This window comes from bacterium, from assembly GCA_030693425.1.
Taxonomy (GTDB): domain Bacteria; phylum Patescibacteriota; class Minisyncoccia; order Minisyncoccales; family GWA2-46-15; genus GWA2-46-15.
The window spans coordinates 199,567-214,729 of record JAUYAM010000002.1; the positions used below are offsets into that span (position 1 = coordinate 199,567).

Sequence of the window (15,163 nt, forward strand, 5' to 3'; positions counted from 1 at the left end):
AATAGCATATTACGCCTATGTCTAAGAAATCAACCTCTAAAAAGGCAAAAAAGCCCGACTCCTCCGAGGAGTATAGGGCAAAAGAGCTCTGGAAAATGCGCCACAGCTGCGAGCATGTCCTGCATCAGGCAATGATTCGGCTTTATCCTCAATTTAAAGAGGCAATGGGGCCGGCGACCGATGAGGGATTTTATATTGACTTTGATGCGGAACTATCGGGCAAGTCCGGCCAACCGCTTAAGATTTCTGAAGCGGACTTTCTCAGAATAGAGGCGGAAATGGCAAAGATAATCAAGGGAAACCTGCCTATTAAGCGAGAGGAGTTTTCGTTTGTCCAGGCCCAAAAATTATTCAAAAGTAATCCCTATAAACGGGAATTACTGGCAGATATCAAAAAGCGCGGTGAAAAAGCAACGGCTTACTGGACCGGCAAGGAATTTGTTTCTCTTTGCGCCGGGCCCCATATCAGCTCAACTGGTAAAATCGGCGCTTTTAAACTTCTGTCTGTTGCCGGCGCCTACTGGCACGGCTCGGAAAAGAACAAAATGCTCGCCAGGATTTACGGCACCTGCTTTCCAACTCAAAAAGAACTAGAACAATATCTTTTACAACAAGAAGAAGCGGAAAAACGGGATCACCGCAAGCTAGGAAAAGAACTGGACCTTTTCGTTTTCTCCGATATTATCGGCAAGGGCCTGCCGCTTTTGACTCCCAAGGGAACAATAATCAGAAAAGAACTTGAAAAATTTGTGATAGAGGAAGAAACGAAACGCGGCTATCAGCACGTCATTACCCCGCCGCTCGCCAAAGTGGAACTCTATGAAAAATCAGGCCACTACCCGTATTACAAAGACACTATGTACCCGGCCATGCAGATAGACGAAGAAAAACTGATTCTGCGGCCGATGACCTGCCCCCATCACTTTATGCTCTACAAATCGCAACCGCGAAGCTACAAAGAGTTACCGGTGCGTTTTGCAGAGATCGCCTCCCAATTCCGATACGAAAAAAGCGGCGAGCTTTCCGGATTGACGAGAGTAAGAATGTTTTGTCTGGCAGACGCTCACATAATGTGCGCCAAAGAACAAGCCCGGGGCGAAATTATGGAAGTTCTGAAGCTAATTGATTATGCTAATTCGGTCTTTGGGTTGAAAAAAGGCGTTGACTACCGCTACCGTCTCTCTTTGGGCGACCGGAAAGACGCCAACAAAAAGTATTATAAAGACGATAAGGCCTGGAATGCGGCTGAAAATATCTTGCGCCAGGTTTTAAAAGAGATAGAAGCGCCTTTCTTTGAAGCAAAAGGAGAAGCGGCGTTTTACGGCCCCAAAATAGACATCCAGGTCAAAAAAGTCAACGGCCAGGAAGAAACCGCATTCACGGTTCAGTACGATTTTGTCATGCCCAAACGTTTTGAACTCACTTACACCGACAATCTTGGGAAGGAAAAAGAGGTGGTCGTTGTCCACCGCTCTTCGATCGGCGCCTTTGAAAGAACCATGGCCTTTTTGATTGAGTTCTATGCCGGCGCTTTTCCGGTTTGGCTGTCCCCGGTCCAAGTCCAGGTGATTCCCGTGGCTGACCGCCATCTTGACTACGCCCGCAAAATCGTTCAGGTTATGAGAGACGCTAATATAAGAGTTGAACTAAAAGACGAACAAGAAACGGTTTCCAAAAAAATCAGGAGCGGCGAGCTCCAGAAAATCCCCTATCTTCTGGTTGTCGGCGACAGAGAGATTCAGGCCAAAAATATCAGCTTCAGGCAAAGACAAAAAGGAGATCTGGGGACGATGAAACTCAATGATTTTGTCGCTAAGATAAGGAAAGAGATTGACCAGAAGAAGTAAATAATTTTATGATATCTGATCCGACTAGAAAGTATCTTCAGCAAGTAGACTCTTTTAGTCTTGAAGAAAGCCAAGTCGATGCCCCAAAAATCCACGTTGACTACGTCGCCTCTAAAATAGCCACTCTCTACGAAAAGCTCCGCCAGGTGATCGACTACCAGGAGGAGCACTTATTGAGGAAAAACACCATCGAGAGAGTCCTAAAAAGGCGACTTTTGCTTTCTACGGATCCCGAAGAGATCTCAAAACCCCTGATTTTCGAGTTGATAAGAGGCGGCTATTTTGCCAACGACAAGATTCCGGAAACAAAAATCGAAGAGGTCAAAAAGCTTCTGGGGAAATACCTTTTTTTAATTGAGAGCCTATCGGCGACGTCTGGGAAAGACGGCCTGATCGAATGGTTGAAAAGACTGGCGGCGACAGAAATCGAGGAAAAGCTGGCTCCCCAGAGAAAAGAATCTTCCCTTCTTAACTACATGGTCGAAGAACTCTTGAAGCGGCTGGCCTTCCCGGATATTTTCATCGAGGATCAGAGGAAAAAAGAGCTGGTTTTCATCGCTTGCCAAAAAGGGCTTCTGAAAGCCGACCAGGCGCTTTTGAGCTGGAGGCTGCTCAAGCTGAAGCTTCCGGAATTCGCCAACTCCCCCGATTTTGATTTTCTGGCCAGTTTTTCCCAGAACCTGCCGTTTCTAAAAAGGGAGATTGATGGGGAGATCAGCCACCCCTTAGTCAAAAGGATCCAGGCAGTTGTCTGCCGTTTTGTTCCTGGCTTCCTTCTTATCAACGACATAGTTTGCGACGATCCCAAGCAGACAAGAGAGCTTTTTGAAAAGCCCGATTCCCTTGAGCCGCGCCTGAAATTTACCTACGAGAAAAGATACCGGCAGATGAAAAAGCAGAACCGCCGCTGGGGCGGCAGATGGGTCATTTCAATCCTTTTGTCAAAGATGCTGCTGGCTTTCCTGATCGAGGTTCCCTATGACCGCCTGACTAACAACTTTTCTCCCCTGGCAGCCGGGGTCAACCTTCTTGTCCCGCCTTTGCTGATGTTTTTGATCATTGCCTCAATCAGGATTCCTAAAGAGGAGAACAAAAGAATCGTTTGCGATCAAACTATGAAAATCGTCTATCCCGGAGAGCGTTTGGAAAGCATTTTGGTCAAAAAACCTCCGGAAAAGAAGGGCTGGATAACCTTTATCTTAAAAACGATCTTTTTGATCAGCACGGCCGCTGTTTTCACCGGAGTGATCTACCTGCTCTCGAGAATCAATTTCAGCTGGCTGAGCATCCTCATTTTCCTGGCCTTTTTCTCTTTGATTGCTTTCTCGGGGATGAAAATCGAAGCCTCGACCAAACAGCTGAAGGCCAGCGACCGGGAAAAGGAAGAGGATATTGTCAGCTTTATCGCCGACGTTTTCTTTCTGCCCTTCAGGAACGCCGGCAAGTGGCTTTCCGGACAGCTCCAGAAATACAACCTGATTATCCTCATTCTCAATCTTTTCTTTGAAGCGCCTTTGCAGGTATTTTTTGAGTTCCTCGAGAGCTGGCGAGGCTACTTGAAGGCAAAGAAAGAAGAGCTTGAATAGCAGATCCCAGTGTCATATAGTAAAACAAAGTCGGCTTAAATCAACTAAAGTTTAAAAAAATGAACTCATTTTACAAGAAACTCGTTTTTTGCTCTCTATTGATAGCAGCGATGGCTATATTTAGTTTAGCCTTAGCCGAAGAAACGCCAGCCCCTGCCTCGTCTCCAACAGTGACTGTTGAGAATATTGAAGAAGATGTCACTGCCCAAGATCTTGGAGTGGCAACTCCAAACATTTTGCCAGACAACAAATTCTATTTCCTTAAAGAATGGCAAAGGAACTTAAAACTGGGCTTCACTTTTAATCCGGTCAAAAAAGCCGAGTTAAGACAGACGATTTTAAACGAGAAATTAATAGAATTAAAAACACTTTCTGAAAAAACCCAAGATCCGGAAACGCTTAAAAAAGCAACCGAGAATTACCAGAAAGGAATTGAGAGGTTAAACAGCCAGATCCAAAAGATTAAAGATACGGCCCAAACCAACCCCAAGGTTAATCAATTCCTCGAGAAATTTACGGAGCAGAATCTTTTGCAGCAAAAAATCTTGGGAAAGCTGGAAAATCAGGTTCCGCCCCAGGTTTTTGAAAAAATCGAGGTTGCCCGCGAGCAGCACATCGAAAAATTCGGTCAGGTTATGGCTAAACTGGAGAACAATAAAGAAAAAATCGCAGAGAGAATCAGTCAAGCCCTGGAAAAGCAGACAGCCACCGATTTCAAATCCCTGGAAGACTTTCAGCTTTTGAGAAAGCTTGAAGAGAAACTTCCCTTGGAAGCCCGGGAGGCTATCAGGAAAGCCGCCGAAAAAAAGATGGAGCTTTTTAAAGACGTTTTTGAAAATATGCCCCCCGAAAAGCAGGAAAAAATCGGCAATTACCTTCAGGTTATCGGCAGAGACAAGGAACAACAGCTGGAAATCATTGAAAACTTAAAGCAAGAAGTTAAGTCCGAAGACACTCAAAAAAGATTAGAGCGGGTCAAAAAGGGCATTATGTGCATTACTCTTTGGGACCCGGTTTGCGGCACAGATAATAAGACCTATTCCAACGATTGTTTTGCCAAGGCCGCAGGAGTCGATGTCGCCTATAAGGGAGAGTGCGAAGGATTAGTCAAGCCCGGCTGCCAGAATCTCTGGTGGTATGATGACAATCAGAAAACATGCCAAGTAAAGAGTTTCTGCGGCGCTTATATGTATCTGGGTCTGCGGACTTTCAAGACAAAAGCAGAGTGTTTGAAATCGCTGAACTCGGAAACCAACCTTCCTGAATGCGGCGGCATTCAGGGAATCATTTGTAAACAAGGTTACCGCTGCCAGTATGAAGGTGACTATCCAGACGCCACAGGCAAATGCGTTCTTATTGAAAAAGAATGCAAACCTGTTTGCTTTGCAATCGGCACAAGGTCAGAAGGCTGGCACGATTGTAATGGAAATTTTCTTAAATGGGACAACTGCAAAGATTGCCAGCCTGTTTGCAAAAACATTGGCACAAAACTAGAGGGCTGGTACAGTTCTTGCGAAGACAGACTGATTAAGCGGGAAACTTGCGGCCAAGAGATTGAGTAAGGCAAGCAGGCTTATTCAGAAGTTCGTCTCTCAGCCTTGACTTCCTCCATAATCTCAACCCCGAAGCTGGTGCCGATAATGTCGGCTCCGGCTTCTCTCATCATCTGCCAGTCGGCATAATTTCTGATGCCGCCGGCAGCTTTAATCAAAAGGCCGGGAGCGGCTTCTTTCATGATTTTCAAATGCTTGGCTTTTTCGGCGAGCTCCGAATGCCCTAAAGGGTCTTTTTCGGTAGCTGTTTTGACGCAGATGGCTCCGGAGCTTTTCACCAGTTCTGAAGCTTTTCTGACTTCGGCATCCGTCAGATAACCCGAGCCAATAATGACTTTGGTGGGCAGGATTTGAGTGATGACCTTTAAATCGCCAAGAATATTCAGGTAGCGTCCGTATTTCAGATCGACAACGTTCATGACAACGTCTAGCTCGTCTGTGCCGTCGAGCCTGGCCCTTTCGCACTCTTGGATTCTCAACTTATGCGGGCTGGTGCCCATCGGCGGGTCGATCAGGCAGATGACTTTGATGTCGGTCCCCAAGAGCTCTTGGTTGATCATTCTTATCCACTGGGGGTTGACGCAGACTCCCCGGAAATTGTAAAGCTTGGCCTCTTCGCAGGTCTTTTTGATATCCTCTTCCTTCGCCTCTTTGCCGATATTGGTATAGTCAATAGTCTTGGAAACCTCTTTTAACACCTCTTTTTCTATGAGCATATGATTATTGTTTTATTCTTTAGATAACCTTTTTAATCTCAGCCCAGATTTTTTCGTGAATTGATTCGGGTGGCAGCAGTTTTTCGCTTTCAACGCATTCTATGACCGTGAAAAGTCCGGGGTATATTTTGGCGCTCCATAAATAAGAATCAAGGGCGTTTTTTTGATGATTTATGTCTTTTTCCAGCATGTCTCTAGGTTTTTCGCCTAAATAAGATTGCTTCTTGAAGAGTTTCTGTTGGTCTTTTATTTTACGCGAATCAGACAGTTCCACTGCTATTTCCGGGGTTACTTTTAAAATAAAGTTTATGTCGGGCTCGGGGATCTTAAAAATCCCGTATTCCAGGTCAAAAATCCATTCTATAATTTTCTTTCTTTCCGCCAAGTCTTCTATTTGGCCCGCCTGGTGGCCGATATTAGACCCCACATAGCGGTCGCAGACGACAATTTTTCCTTCAGCCAGCCATCTTTTAATTTTAAAGCTGGCGTCATACCGGTCGCAGGCGTAAAAAATAGAAGCTCGCCAGGGGCCGACTTCAAGAGCGGTGCCGTATTTGCCGTTTAGATAGTCATCTACCAGGGTTGCCGATCTTTCGCCATGCTGAGGAAAATCAAAAAAGGCCACCGGATATCCCTCCTTTCGCAGGTGGCTTATCAAGAGGTTCGCTTGGGTTGATTTGCCGGAACCGTCTAAGCCGTCAAAAATAATGAGTTTTCCCGGATAAAGGCTGTTTTTCATATTTTTCTCCTTTGGAGAGTAACAAAAGCGTAATTATAAGGATTTTTGTCGTCTGGTTGACAGTTTCTGCGTTCTTTTTCCTCCCATTCCTCAGAATTATACTCGGGAAAATAGGCGTCGCCGGCAAACTCTTCATCTATCAAAGTTAGATACATTCTGTCGGCCAAAGGCAGAAACTGCTTATAGACCGACTCTCCCCCAACAATCATCACTTCTTCTTCTTTAGCCGCATTCAGCGCTTCTTCTAGAGAATGGGCGACGAGACAATCTTTTGCCCGAAAACCAGAGTCATTGCTGAGAACAATGTTGGTACGGCCAAACAAGGCTTTGCCTATCGACTCAAATGTCTTTTGCCCCATAATTACCGGTTTCCCAGAAGTTATTTCCCGAAAACGCTTCATGTCTGCCGGCAACCTCCAAGGCAAATTGTTATCATTTCCGATAACGCGATTTTTGCCGATAGCGGCTATTATCGAAACAATCATCTATTTTACAGAGTTTTTAGTCTATGATATCCTATTATAAACATATTATAGCATAACCAGGAAAACATTATGAAGAAAAAAGAGGAAAAGATGATTATTTTAGATTACGGCAAACTTAAAAGAATAGTCGAAGCCCATAAAGCCCTTGGCCATAAAATTGTCTGCACTATTGGATCTTGGGACATGCTTCACATCGGCCACTTGAGATATCTGATGAAAGCTAAAAGCCACGGCGACGTCCTCGTCGTCGGCGCAGACAGCGATAGGGGCATCAAGCTTTACAAAAAGAACAACCTGCGGCCGGTGATACCGCAAAAAGAAAGGCTGGAGATGCTTAAATACCAGCAATGCGTTGATTATGCCACTCTGATTGACGATATTGATAAAAAGGGAAACTGGCAGTACGGATTGGTCAAGGCAATCAGGCCGGATTTTTTCATTACCACTGACAGCTATAGCAAAGAGCAAATCAAAAAACTTAGATTATACGCCGGCAAAGTCCTTAAGCTTACGCGTCAGGCCGGCCAGACTTCCACCACCGAATTTATTGAAAAAACAGTCAAAAAGCACTTAAAATTTCTCGCTTCGGCGATGACCGCTAAAAAATAGCCTATGGCGAAAAGTTTTGTTGACATCAATAACGCCAAAAGGAAGGATTACAAGAAAGTTATCTCTCGGATAAAACTGGATAAAAAGTGTCCTTTCTGTCCTGAAAATTTTCGATATCATAAAAAACCCATCCTTAAACGGAAGAACAACTGGTTTTTGACCGAAAACTCTTGGCCGTACAAGAATTCCCGTTACCATTTCATCATTTGTCCTAAAAAACATAAGGAAACTATTTCTGAATTGACGAAAGCAGACATGGAATCTGTTATCTTTTTGGCCGGCTGGGCAATCAGGAGATTTCGAATAAAAGGGGGCGGCTTGATGGCAAGATTCGGTGACTCAAGGCTATCAGGGACTTCGGTCACCCACCTTCATTTTCACATAGTTTCTCCTCAAGAAAACAAAAAAACCGGCCGTGCCAAAGCGGTCTTTTTTCCAATAGGCTAGCTAGATGCCGATTTCGGCCTTTATTGAAGGATGAGGGTCGTAATCTTCTAATTTGAGGTCTTCGTAGTCAAACTCGAAGATATTTTTTATTTCGGGGTTGAGAATCATTTTTGGCAACGGTCTTGGCTGACGCAAAAGCTGCTCTTTTGCCTGATTAATATGATTAAGGTAGATATGAGTATCAGAGATGGTGTGGATGAATTCGTATGGTTTTAAATCGGTAACCTGGGCAACCATCATCAAGAGCAGCGAATAGGAGGCGATATTGAAGGGAACTCCGAGAAAAACATCGCCGCTTCTTTGGAATAAATGCAGGGATAATTTGCCCTGGGCCACGAAGAACTTGAAAAAACAGTGGCAGGGAGCGACAAAAACCTTATCAACGTCTTCCGGATCCCAAGCGGTTACGACTAGTCGTCGTGAATCTGAAAAAGCCTTTATTTCCTTAATGACATCGCTGATTTGATCAATCGTTTTGCCGTCTCTGGTTTTCCAGCGCCTCCACTTCTCGCCGTAAATCGGTCCCAATTCTCCTGGAGGAAGATTGTACTTGGCACAAGCTTCGGGCGTAGCCCACTCATCCCAGATAGTCACCCCGTGATCGTGAAGATATTGCACGTTTGTATCCCCCCGCAAAAACCAGAGCAATTCATAGATAATTGACTTTAAGGGCATTTTTTTTGTAGTCAAGAGAGGGAAGCCGTCATCCATCTTAAAACGCATCTGGTAGCCGCAAACAGCAAGGTTGCCAATGCCTTGAGGATCGCCTTTTCTTTCTCCGTTTTCTAAAACGTATTTCAGTAAGTCCAGATATTGTTTCATTTTAACATTGGCAAACGGATTATTTTGATGCCGGCTGACTTTAACATTTTTCTGCCGTCAAGGGTTGACGCGCCCTCACAAAAATAAATCTTCCTGATGCCGGAATAAACAATAAGCTTGGCGCAAACCGAACATGGAAAATGCGTTAGATAAAGAGCGGTTTTGTTTAGCGACAAGCCGTTTTTGGCTGCTTCGGCGATAATTCTCTGCTCCGCATGGATGATATTGTTTAAATCCTGTCTTTCTCCGGCGGCAAAGAAATCCCTGACGCCGCCGACCTGATAAATAGAATGGTCCGTAGGCAGAGCTTGGTTATAGGTCCGCAGTATTATCTCGCCGTTCTTCAGGAGCACCGCCCCCGCCTGGCGCCACCAATCGCTGCTTTTTTGCGCTTCGTCATAGGCCTTTTTCATTATGGCAATGTCAAAAGGATTCTTGGAAAAAGGTACGTTTTTGACCGGCATTTCAGCCACGATAGATTCTTTGTCCCAACGCAGGAAAACCGAAGCCCATTTCACGTCTCCCCCCTTAAAATACTTTTCATTCAGGTTTCTAGAAACCTCGTCGTTGATAAGAAGAATCTTTTTACCATAGATTTCTTTAAGAGTATTTAAAGAAAAGGTTTGAACTTTGTCAAAACCCATGATTCTCAATAATTTCTTGCAGTCAGCCGCCTCTATGGAAGTGATATCCGGTTCAAATCTCGAAAGCCTGTTAACCAATCTGTTGCCAAGAAGAAAAATTGAAGAGATCCTTTTTTTGTTCTTTTTTAGAAAATCTAAATATCCTTGATGCAGAACGGGAACATGAGCAATAAGAATTCTTTTCTCCATCGGGAGGAATATTTATTTACTCTATATCAACCCCCATATTTCTGGCCGTGCCCTCAATAATCTTCTCGGCTGCTTCTATGGTATCGGCATTGAGGTCCGGAAACTTAGTCTTGGCGATCTCCCTGAGCTGGGCTTTAGTAATCTTGCCAGCTTTGACAGTATTTGGCGTGCCAGAACCTTTTTCTATGGCAGCTGCCTTTTTCAGGAGTTCAGTCACCAGAGGCGTTTTCGCCTTAAAGATGTAAGATCTGTCTTCAAAAACGGTGACTTCGACCGGCAATTTAGATCCTATCTGCGATTTTGTCTGTTCGTTGAACTTCTGGCAGAATTCGGCGATATTGACGCCCTGCTGGGCCAGAGCCGGTCCCACCGGCGGCGCCGGAGTTGCCTGGCCGGCCGGCACTTGTAGTTTCAGGACTGCCTTTATTTTTTTAGCCATTTTAATTTCAGTTAACCTAGACTTTCTTTATTTGTAATGAATCCAGCTCTACCGGCGTGTCCCGGCCGAACATATTGATCAAAACCTTGACTTTCCCCCTTTCTTCGTCAACCTCGGAGATCTTGCCGTCAAAGTCCTTAAAGGGCCCATCAGTGATTTTTACCAAGTCGCCAATTTTGACGTCGATTTTAAAACGCGGCTCCTCAACTCCCATCCGTTTTTTCAACGTTTCGATCTCCTGCGGTGAAACCGGAATCGGGGTTGTGCCGGCGCCGACAAAGCCGGTGACGTTAGGAGTATTCCTGACCACGTACCAGGAATCATCGGTAACGATCATTTCGACCAGGACGTACCCGGGATAAATCTTTTCCTCGACGACCCGCCTCTTGCCGTTCTTTATCTTGATTTTTTTTTCTTTGGGGACGACGACGTTAAAAATCTTGTCTTCCATTCCCAAAGACTCGATCCTTTGTTTCAAGTTCCTGGCGACGGCGTCCTCATATCCCGAATAGGTGTGGATGACGTACCAGTTCTTTTGCTGAGGCAGTTTTTGTTTTGGCACTATGCTTGTATCTGGTATCTTGTATCTGGTATCTGGTATCTAACGCTTAAATCGTATACTGAATACAAAATACTCGATACTAAATACATCGTTATTTATTGCCGTAGTATAACCTTATTTAACAGTCTCGTAAACCCAAAGTCGATGCCGCCCAAGAATACGGCCAAAATCACCGAAAGGATTATGACCAGCAGGGTATAATTCAAAACTTCTTTCTGGGTCGGCCAGTTGACCTTTTTCGTTTCTACTAAAACCTCCTTTAGGAAGCTTATGATGCGATCAAATATCTTCATATTGTGCGGTTTTAACGATTAGACATCTAGGTTTTTAACTTTTTTGGCATAGGCCAAAATGAATTTCTTTCTCGGGAAAACTTCATCGCCCATCAGGATGTCGAAAATCCTGTCCGCTTCTCTGGCGTTTTCAATTGTCACCTGCTTTAACACCCTGTTTTCCGGGCTCATAGTCGTTTCCCAGAGCTGTTCCGGATTCATTTCTCCCAACCCTTTATAGCGCTGAATGTTCAAACCGGCAACCTTCTGCTCGTTGGCCGACTCTTCTTCTGTAGTCGCCATCTCGCCGGACTCATCTGATTTTAAATTCTTAACGCCTTTTTTTCGCTTTTCGGTTTGCGCTTTAAACTGCCTAAGTTCTGCTATTACTTTTTCCTTTTGGTCCTCGGTATAAGCGTATTTTATGTCTTTGCCCGCCTGAATCCTGTAGAGCGGCGGCTGGGCGATGTAGATATAGCCTTTATCGATCAAAACCTTGAAATAGCGGTAAAACAGCGTCAAAAGCAGAGTTTTAATATGATTTCCGTCAGAATCTGCATCACACATAATGACGATCCGGTGGTACCTTAATTTCTCAATGTCAAAATCCTGGGCAATGGCAGTGCCCATGGCAATTATCAAAGCCCTGATTTCCTTAGAATCGAGCATTCTGTCCAATCTGGCCCTTTCAACATTAAGGATCTTGCCTTTCAAGGGCAGAATGGCCTGAAAATGGCGGTCTCTTGCCTGGCGAGAACTGCCTCCGGCTGATTCTCCCTCGACGATATAAAGTTCGGAGTCCTGAGGCTCCCTGGAAGTGCAGTCAGCCAGCTTTCCCGGCAAAGACAGGCCGTCTAAGATGCCTTTTCTCAAGACGGTTTCCCTGGCCGCTTTGGCCGCTTTCCTGGCTTTAGCCGATAAAATGCATTTGTCGATAATTGCCGAAGCGTCATTGGGATTCCTTTCCAGAAAATCGTTCAAGCCTTCGATGACAATCGTTTCGACTGCGGCTTTGGCCTCGACGTTCCCGAGCTTTGCCTTAGTCTGCCCCTCAAACTGAGGCTCTTTGATCTTCACCGAAATCACTCCGACCAGGCCTTCTCTGATGTCCTCGCCGGATAAATTTTCGTCTTTTTCTTTCAGGAAGCCGTTTTTTCTGGCGTAATCGTTAAACCCCCTGGTCAAGGCGCCCCTGAAGCCGGTAATGTGGGTACCGCCTTCCTGGGTGAAAATATTGTTGGCAAAAGCCTCTTCATAGCCCTCAACTTCTTCGGTGTACTGAAAGGCAGACTCGACCATCACGCCGTCTTTCTCGCCCGAGCAGTAGAAAATATTCGGGTGCCTGAGGCTTGATCCGCGGACTAGGTATTTGACATAAGAGCTGACTCCTCCCTCGAAATAGAAATTATAACTCAGTTTTTGCTCGTTCCTTTCGTCAGAAACCTCGATTTTCACTCCCCGGGTCAGATAAGCCTGCTGGCGGAGATGGTTCAAGATTCTCTTTAAGTCAAACTTGATTTCTTTGAAGATCTCCGGGTCGGGCTCGAAAGTAACGGTGGTGCCGCTGCCTCGGCAAGGGCCGATTTTTTGGACTCTGGTTTTAACTTTGCCTCTTTGGTATTCCTGGGCGTATCTGAAGCCCTGGCGGCAGACCTCGACCCTCATCCAGCTAGACAAGGCGCAGACCACAGAAACCCCGACTCCGTGGAGTCCGCCGGCCACCTGATAAGCTTTGCCTCCGAACTTGGCTCCGGCGTGCAGGGTCGTCATCACCGTTTCCAAAGCGGATTTTTTTGTCTGTTTATGAATTTCGACTGGAATTCCCCGGCCGTCGTCTATGGTTCTGACTTTGTTTCCCGGAAAAAGAGTCACTTCTATATTCTTGGCGTAACCTCCCATCGCTTCGTCAAGTGAATTGTCAACGCATTCCCACACTAAATGGTGCAGGCCATCGGGCCCGGTGGATCCGATGTACATTCCCGGTCTTTTTCTGACCGGTTCCAGGCCTTCCAAAACGTAAATATCAGCGGCAGTATAGCTGTCTTTCTTATCCGCCTTAGCCGGGAGGACTTCTTTTTCGGCCGTCGGTTTTACTGCCGGATTTCCGGTTTTGACTGGTTTTTTTGATTTCGGTCTCGCCTTTGTTTTTTTCTGCTTTGGTTTTGTTTTTTTCTTCTTTATCATGGTTTGATTCCAAATATCTTTAAATGGCTTTCTTTGGCTTGTTTGTCAGTAAGCCCCATATAAGAAACTTTTATTGTATAGCGAATCTTGTTCTTCAAAGGGAATCTATCAATCACCTCAAGACTCCAAAGATTGTTTTTGCCAATCTTGGCTTTTATCGTCTTCAAGAGCTCATTGATGTTTTCTTTTTGACCCAGTTCGAGATTGGCGTCCAAAACCACCAATTTTTCGGTCAGCTCGACCACCGGATTTAAAGAAAAGTCTTGGCAAAGACGGCTTATCTTGGAAAGGCTGATTTCGGCAAAAGCGATGTTTTTGTGCTCAGAAGAATTGATTTTGTATAATATGCCAATTTTTTCTCTGACAGAAATGTCCCAGCAGGAGAAAGGATTGGCAATCCTTGGTTTTGTTCTAGCCAGAGGGTAATCAATGTCGCCAAGACCCAAAGATCTTAACAAGACTTCTATCGTCCTTCTTAAGTCTTGGACGATTTTGCCTTTTTCTTTTTTAATTAAGATGCCGAGGCTGTCTTCTTCAAGAAAGTCTTGCCCTTTTTTGCCAAAGACCCTGCCTATCTCAAATATGCTGATTTTCTCAACATTCTTCTTTTTGTATTCAGCCAACTGCGAAAGAAGGCTCGGAGCGATTGACTGCCTGAGATCCGGGAATTCTTCGTTGACAGAATTCTGGGTGGAGATGTTTTCCCAATCCTGATAATTAGTGGCTAGATTAATGTCTTTTTTGGTCAATGGCCAAGAAAGGATTTCGTCAAACTCTAAGCATGCCAGAATGTCCCTGGTTTTTTCTGAAATATCGATTGTTTTTGGAGTAATCGAGCTTACCACCGAAAAGGCTGGGGCCTGATCTGAGGGAATCTTTTCAAAGCCAAAGATGCGGATAACTTCCTCAACCACATCTTCTGGAATAACTATGTCGGTCCGGTCTTGCGGAGGCATAACGAACCAGGCATTTTTTGACCTCAAGACCTTGAATCTCAAAGTTTTGAGGATTTTTAGAGACTGGGATTCAGGAATGTTAATGCCGGCAAAAATACTGGCAAGCTTTGGATCAAACTTAATCCTTGAATTAAGCTGCTCTTTCGGATAAAAGCTAAAGGGTTTGGCAATAATCTTGCCGCCAGCCTCTTTAAGAATCAGAGAAATTAAAAACCTCATGGCAAAATCCAGTCCTTGAGAATCAAGATCTTTTTCTAATCTAGTGCTGGCTTCGGTGTTGATCTTCAGATTTCTGGCGTCTCTCCTTATGGAAACCCTGTCGTAGATCGCCATTTCGGCAATCAGATTCCGGCTGTTTTTATCAATAGCGGCAATTTTCCCGCCGACAATCCCAGCCAGGCCCAGGATATTCTTTTCATCTTTGAGGATGACTTCTCTTCCGGATAGCTTTACTTGAGTTCCGTCAAGAGTGGTAATTTCTTTGAAAATCTTGTTAACAGACCAGCAGAGACTGCCTGCCATTTTGTCTTTGTCTAAAAGATGAGAGGGGTATCCGGTAATGATCATGGCGTAATTTGAAAGATCGACCAGAAGATTAATGCTGTTAATATCGTAAAAAACTAAAAACTCCTTCAGCCAGGACGGAGATTCCTTGTTTTTCACTCCGGTAATTTCAAAAGCTAAAGCCCGCTTAACCTGTTTTTTTGCTTCAACTCTAATATAAGAACCTGCCTCGCTAACGCTCGGCAGAACCTTGATTCCTCGCTTCGCTCGGAATTCGGAGCCGTCGTAACCACGCAACGCGTTTTTCACGGCCGTGAAAAACGCATTACTGGCAGGGACTGGGGACTTACAAGCTAAACCGTAAAAGGCAGCTGTTTCCCTTGCCAAGCCCATGACTGACAAACAGTCAGCCCGGTTCTGCCTGACTTCCAGGCTAATCAAATAATCTTTCTTGCCCTGGAACCTGACCTCTTTTAAACCGTCCATCATTGAGCCTGTCATGGTAAACCTTTCTCCAATCTGCTTTGGCGTTGCTTTCAATCCTGGAACAAACTTCTTTAATTGGCTGTATAATAGTTTCACCTTAATTAGAATAATTAGAAATTAGGT

The 15,163-nt window shown here is 44.9% G+C and carries 15 protein-coding genes; 5 read left to right on the forward strand and 10 right to left on the reverse strand.

Going from position 1 to position 15,163, the window contains the following annotated elements; all coding sequences use genetic code 11:
* The first annotated feature begins 17 nt into the window (after positions 1-17).
* The 3 genes from thrS to Q8N16_01475 are packed head-to-tail and all read left to right on the forward strand — an operon-like array spanning position 18 to position 4,995.
* Complete coding sequence (gene thrS, locus Q8N16_01465; protein MDP3093411.1) at positions 18-1,847, forward strand: threonine--tRNA ligase; 1,830 nt, start codon at positions 18-20, stop codon at positions 1,845-1,847.
* A gap of 8 nt (positions 1,848-1,855) precedes the next feature.
* Positions 1,856-3,433 (forward strand): hypothetical protein, encoded by a 1,578-nt coding sequence (locus Q8N16_01470; GenBank protein ID MDP3093412.1) that lies wholly within the window; start codon positions 1,856-1,858, stop codon positions 3,431-3,433.
* A 59-nt stretch (positions 3,434-3,492) separates the two neighbouring features.
* On the forward strand, positions 3,493-4,995 hold the full coding sequence (locus tag Q8N16_01475; GenBank protein MDP3093413.1) for a DUF5667 domain-containing protein: 1,503 nt from the start codon (positions 3,493-3,495) through the stop codon (positions 4,993-4,995).
* 11 nt (positions 4,996-5,006) lie between these two features.
* Here Q8N16_01475 and deoC read toward each other — a convergent pair whose 3' ends face one another.
* From deoC to Q8N16_01490, 3 genes are read right to left on the reverse strand one after another with little or no spacing between them, the layout of a single operon-like run.
* Positions 5,007-5,702, reverse strand: a complete 696-nt coding sequence (gene deoC, locus Q8N16_01480) for a deoxyribose-phosphate aldolase (protein ID MDP3093414.1) — start codon at positions 5,700-5,702, stop codon at positions 5,007-5,009.
* Between the two features lie 19 nt (positions 5,703-5,721).
* Positions 5,722-6,441 carry a hypothetical protein gene (locus Q8N16_01485; GenBank protein MDP3093415.1) on the reverse strand — a complete coding sequence of 240 codons (720 nt, stop codon included), beginning with the start codon at positions 6,439-6,441 and terminating at the stop codon, positions 5,722-5,724.
* Positions 6,438-6,926: a dihydrofolate reductase gene (locus Q8N16_01490; protein MDP3093416.1), complete on the reverse strand. Its 489-nt coding sequence runs from the start codon at positions 6,924-6,926 to the stop codon at positions 6,438-6,440. The genes Q8N16_01485 and Q8N16_01490 overlap by 4 nt, the downstream gene beginning before the upstream one ends.
* A gap of 69 nt (positions 6,927-6,995) precedes the next feature.
* Here Q8N16_01490 and Q8N16_01495 point away from each other — a divergent pair, with 69 nt between their 5' ends.
* Together Q8N16_01495 and Q8N16_01500 are read left to right on the forward strand one after the other, a co-directional pair.
* Positions 6,996-7,535 carry an adenylyltransferase/cytidyltransferase family protein gene (locus Q8N16_01495; protein MDP3093417.1) on the forward strand — a complete coding sequence of 180 codons (540 nt, stop codon included), beginning with the start codon at positions 6,996-6,998 and terminating at the stop codon, positions 7,533-7,535.
* A gap of 3 nt (positions 7,536-7,538) precedes the next feature.
* On the forward strand, positions 7,539-7,982 hold the full coding sequence (locus Q8N16_01500) for an HIT domain-containing protein (protein MDP3093418.1): 444 nt from the start codon (positions 7,539-7,541) through the stop codon (positions 7,980-7,982).
* Here the strand turns inward: Q8N16_01500 and Q8N16_01505 are convergent, their stop codons facing one another.
* The 7 genes from Q8N16_01505 to Q8N16_01535 form a co-directional block, all read right to left on the reverse strand.
* Positions 7,983-8,804, reverse strand: a complete 822-nt coding sequence (locus Q8N16_01505; GenBank protein MDP3093419.1) for a thymidylate synthase — start codon at positions 8,802-8,804, stop codon at positions 7,983-7,985. It abuts the gene before it with no gap.
* Positions 8,801-9,637: a deaminase gene (locus tag Q8N16_01510; GenBank protein ID MDP3093420.1), complete on the reverse strand. Its 837-nt coding sequence runs from the start codon at positions 9,635-9,637 to the stop codon at positions 8,801-8,803. The genes Q8N16_01505 and Q8N16_01510 overlap by 4 nt, the downstream gene beginning before the upstream one ends.
* Before the next feature lie 16 nt (positions 9,638-9,653).
* Entirely contained in the window at positions 9,654-10,076 is a 423-nt protein-coding gene (gene rplK / locus Q8N16_01515; GenBank protein ID MDP3093421.1) for a 50S ribosomal protein L11, read from the reverse strand.
* Positions 10,077-10,092: 16 nt separating this feature from the next.
* Positions 10,093-10,638: a transcription termination/antitermination protein NusG gene (gene nusG, locus Q8N16_01520; protein ID MDP3093422.1), complete on the reverse strand. Its 546-nt coding sequence runs from the start codon at positions 10,636-10,638 to the stop codon at positions 10,093-10,095.
* A 95-nt stretch (positions 10,639-10,733) separates the two neighbouring features.
* A complete protein-coding gene (secE, locus tag Q8N16_01525) occupies positions 10,734-10,931 on the reverse strand; it encodes a preprotein translocase subunit SecE (GenBank protein ID MDP3093423.1) in 198 nt (65 codons plus the stop codon).
* Positions 10,932-10,949: 18 nt separating this feature from the next.
* Positions 10,950-13,094 carry a DNA topoisomerase (ATP-hydrolyzing) subunit B gene (gene gyrB, locus Q8N16_01530; protein MDP3093424.1) on the reverse strand — a complete coding sequence of 715 codons (2,145 nt, stop codon included), beginning with the start codon at positions 13,092-13,094 and terminating at the stop codon, positions 10,950-10,952.
* Positions 13,091-15,136, reverse strand: a complete 2,046-nt coding sequence (locus Q8N16_01535; GenBank protein ID MDP3093425.1) for a phenylalanine--tRNA ligase beta subunit-related protein — start codon at positions 15,134-15,136, stop codon at positions 13,091-13,093. The genes gyrB and Q8N16_01535 overlap by 4 nt, the downstream gene beginning before the upstream one ends.
* Positions 15,137-15,163: the final 27 nt, after the last annotated feature.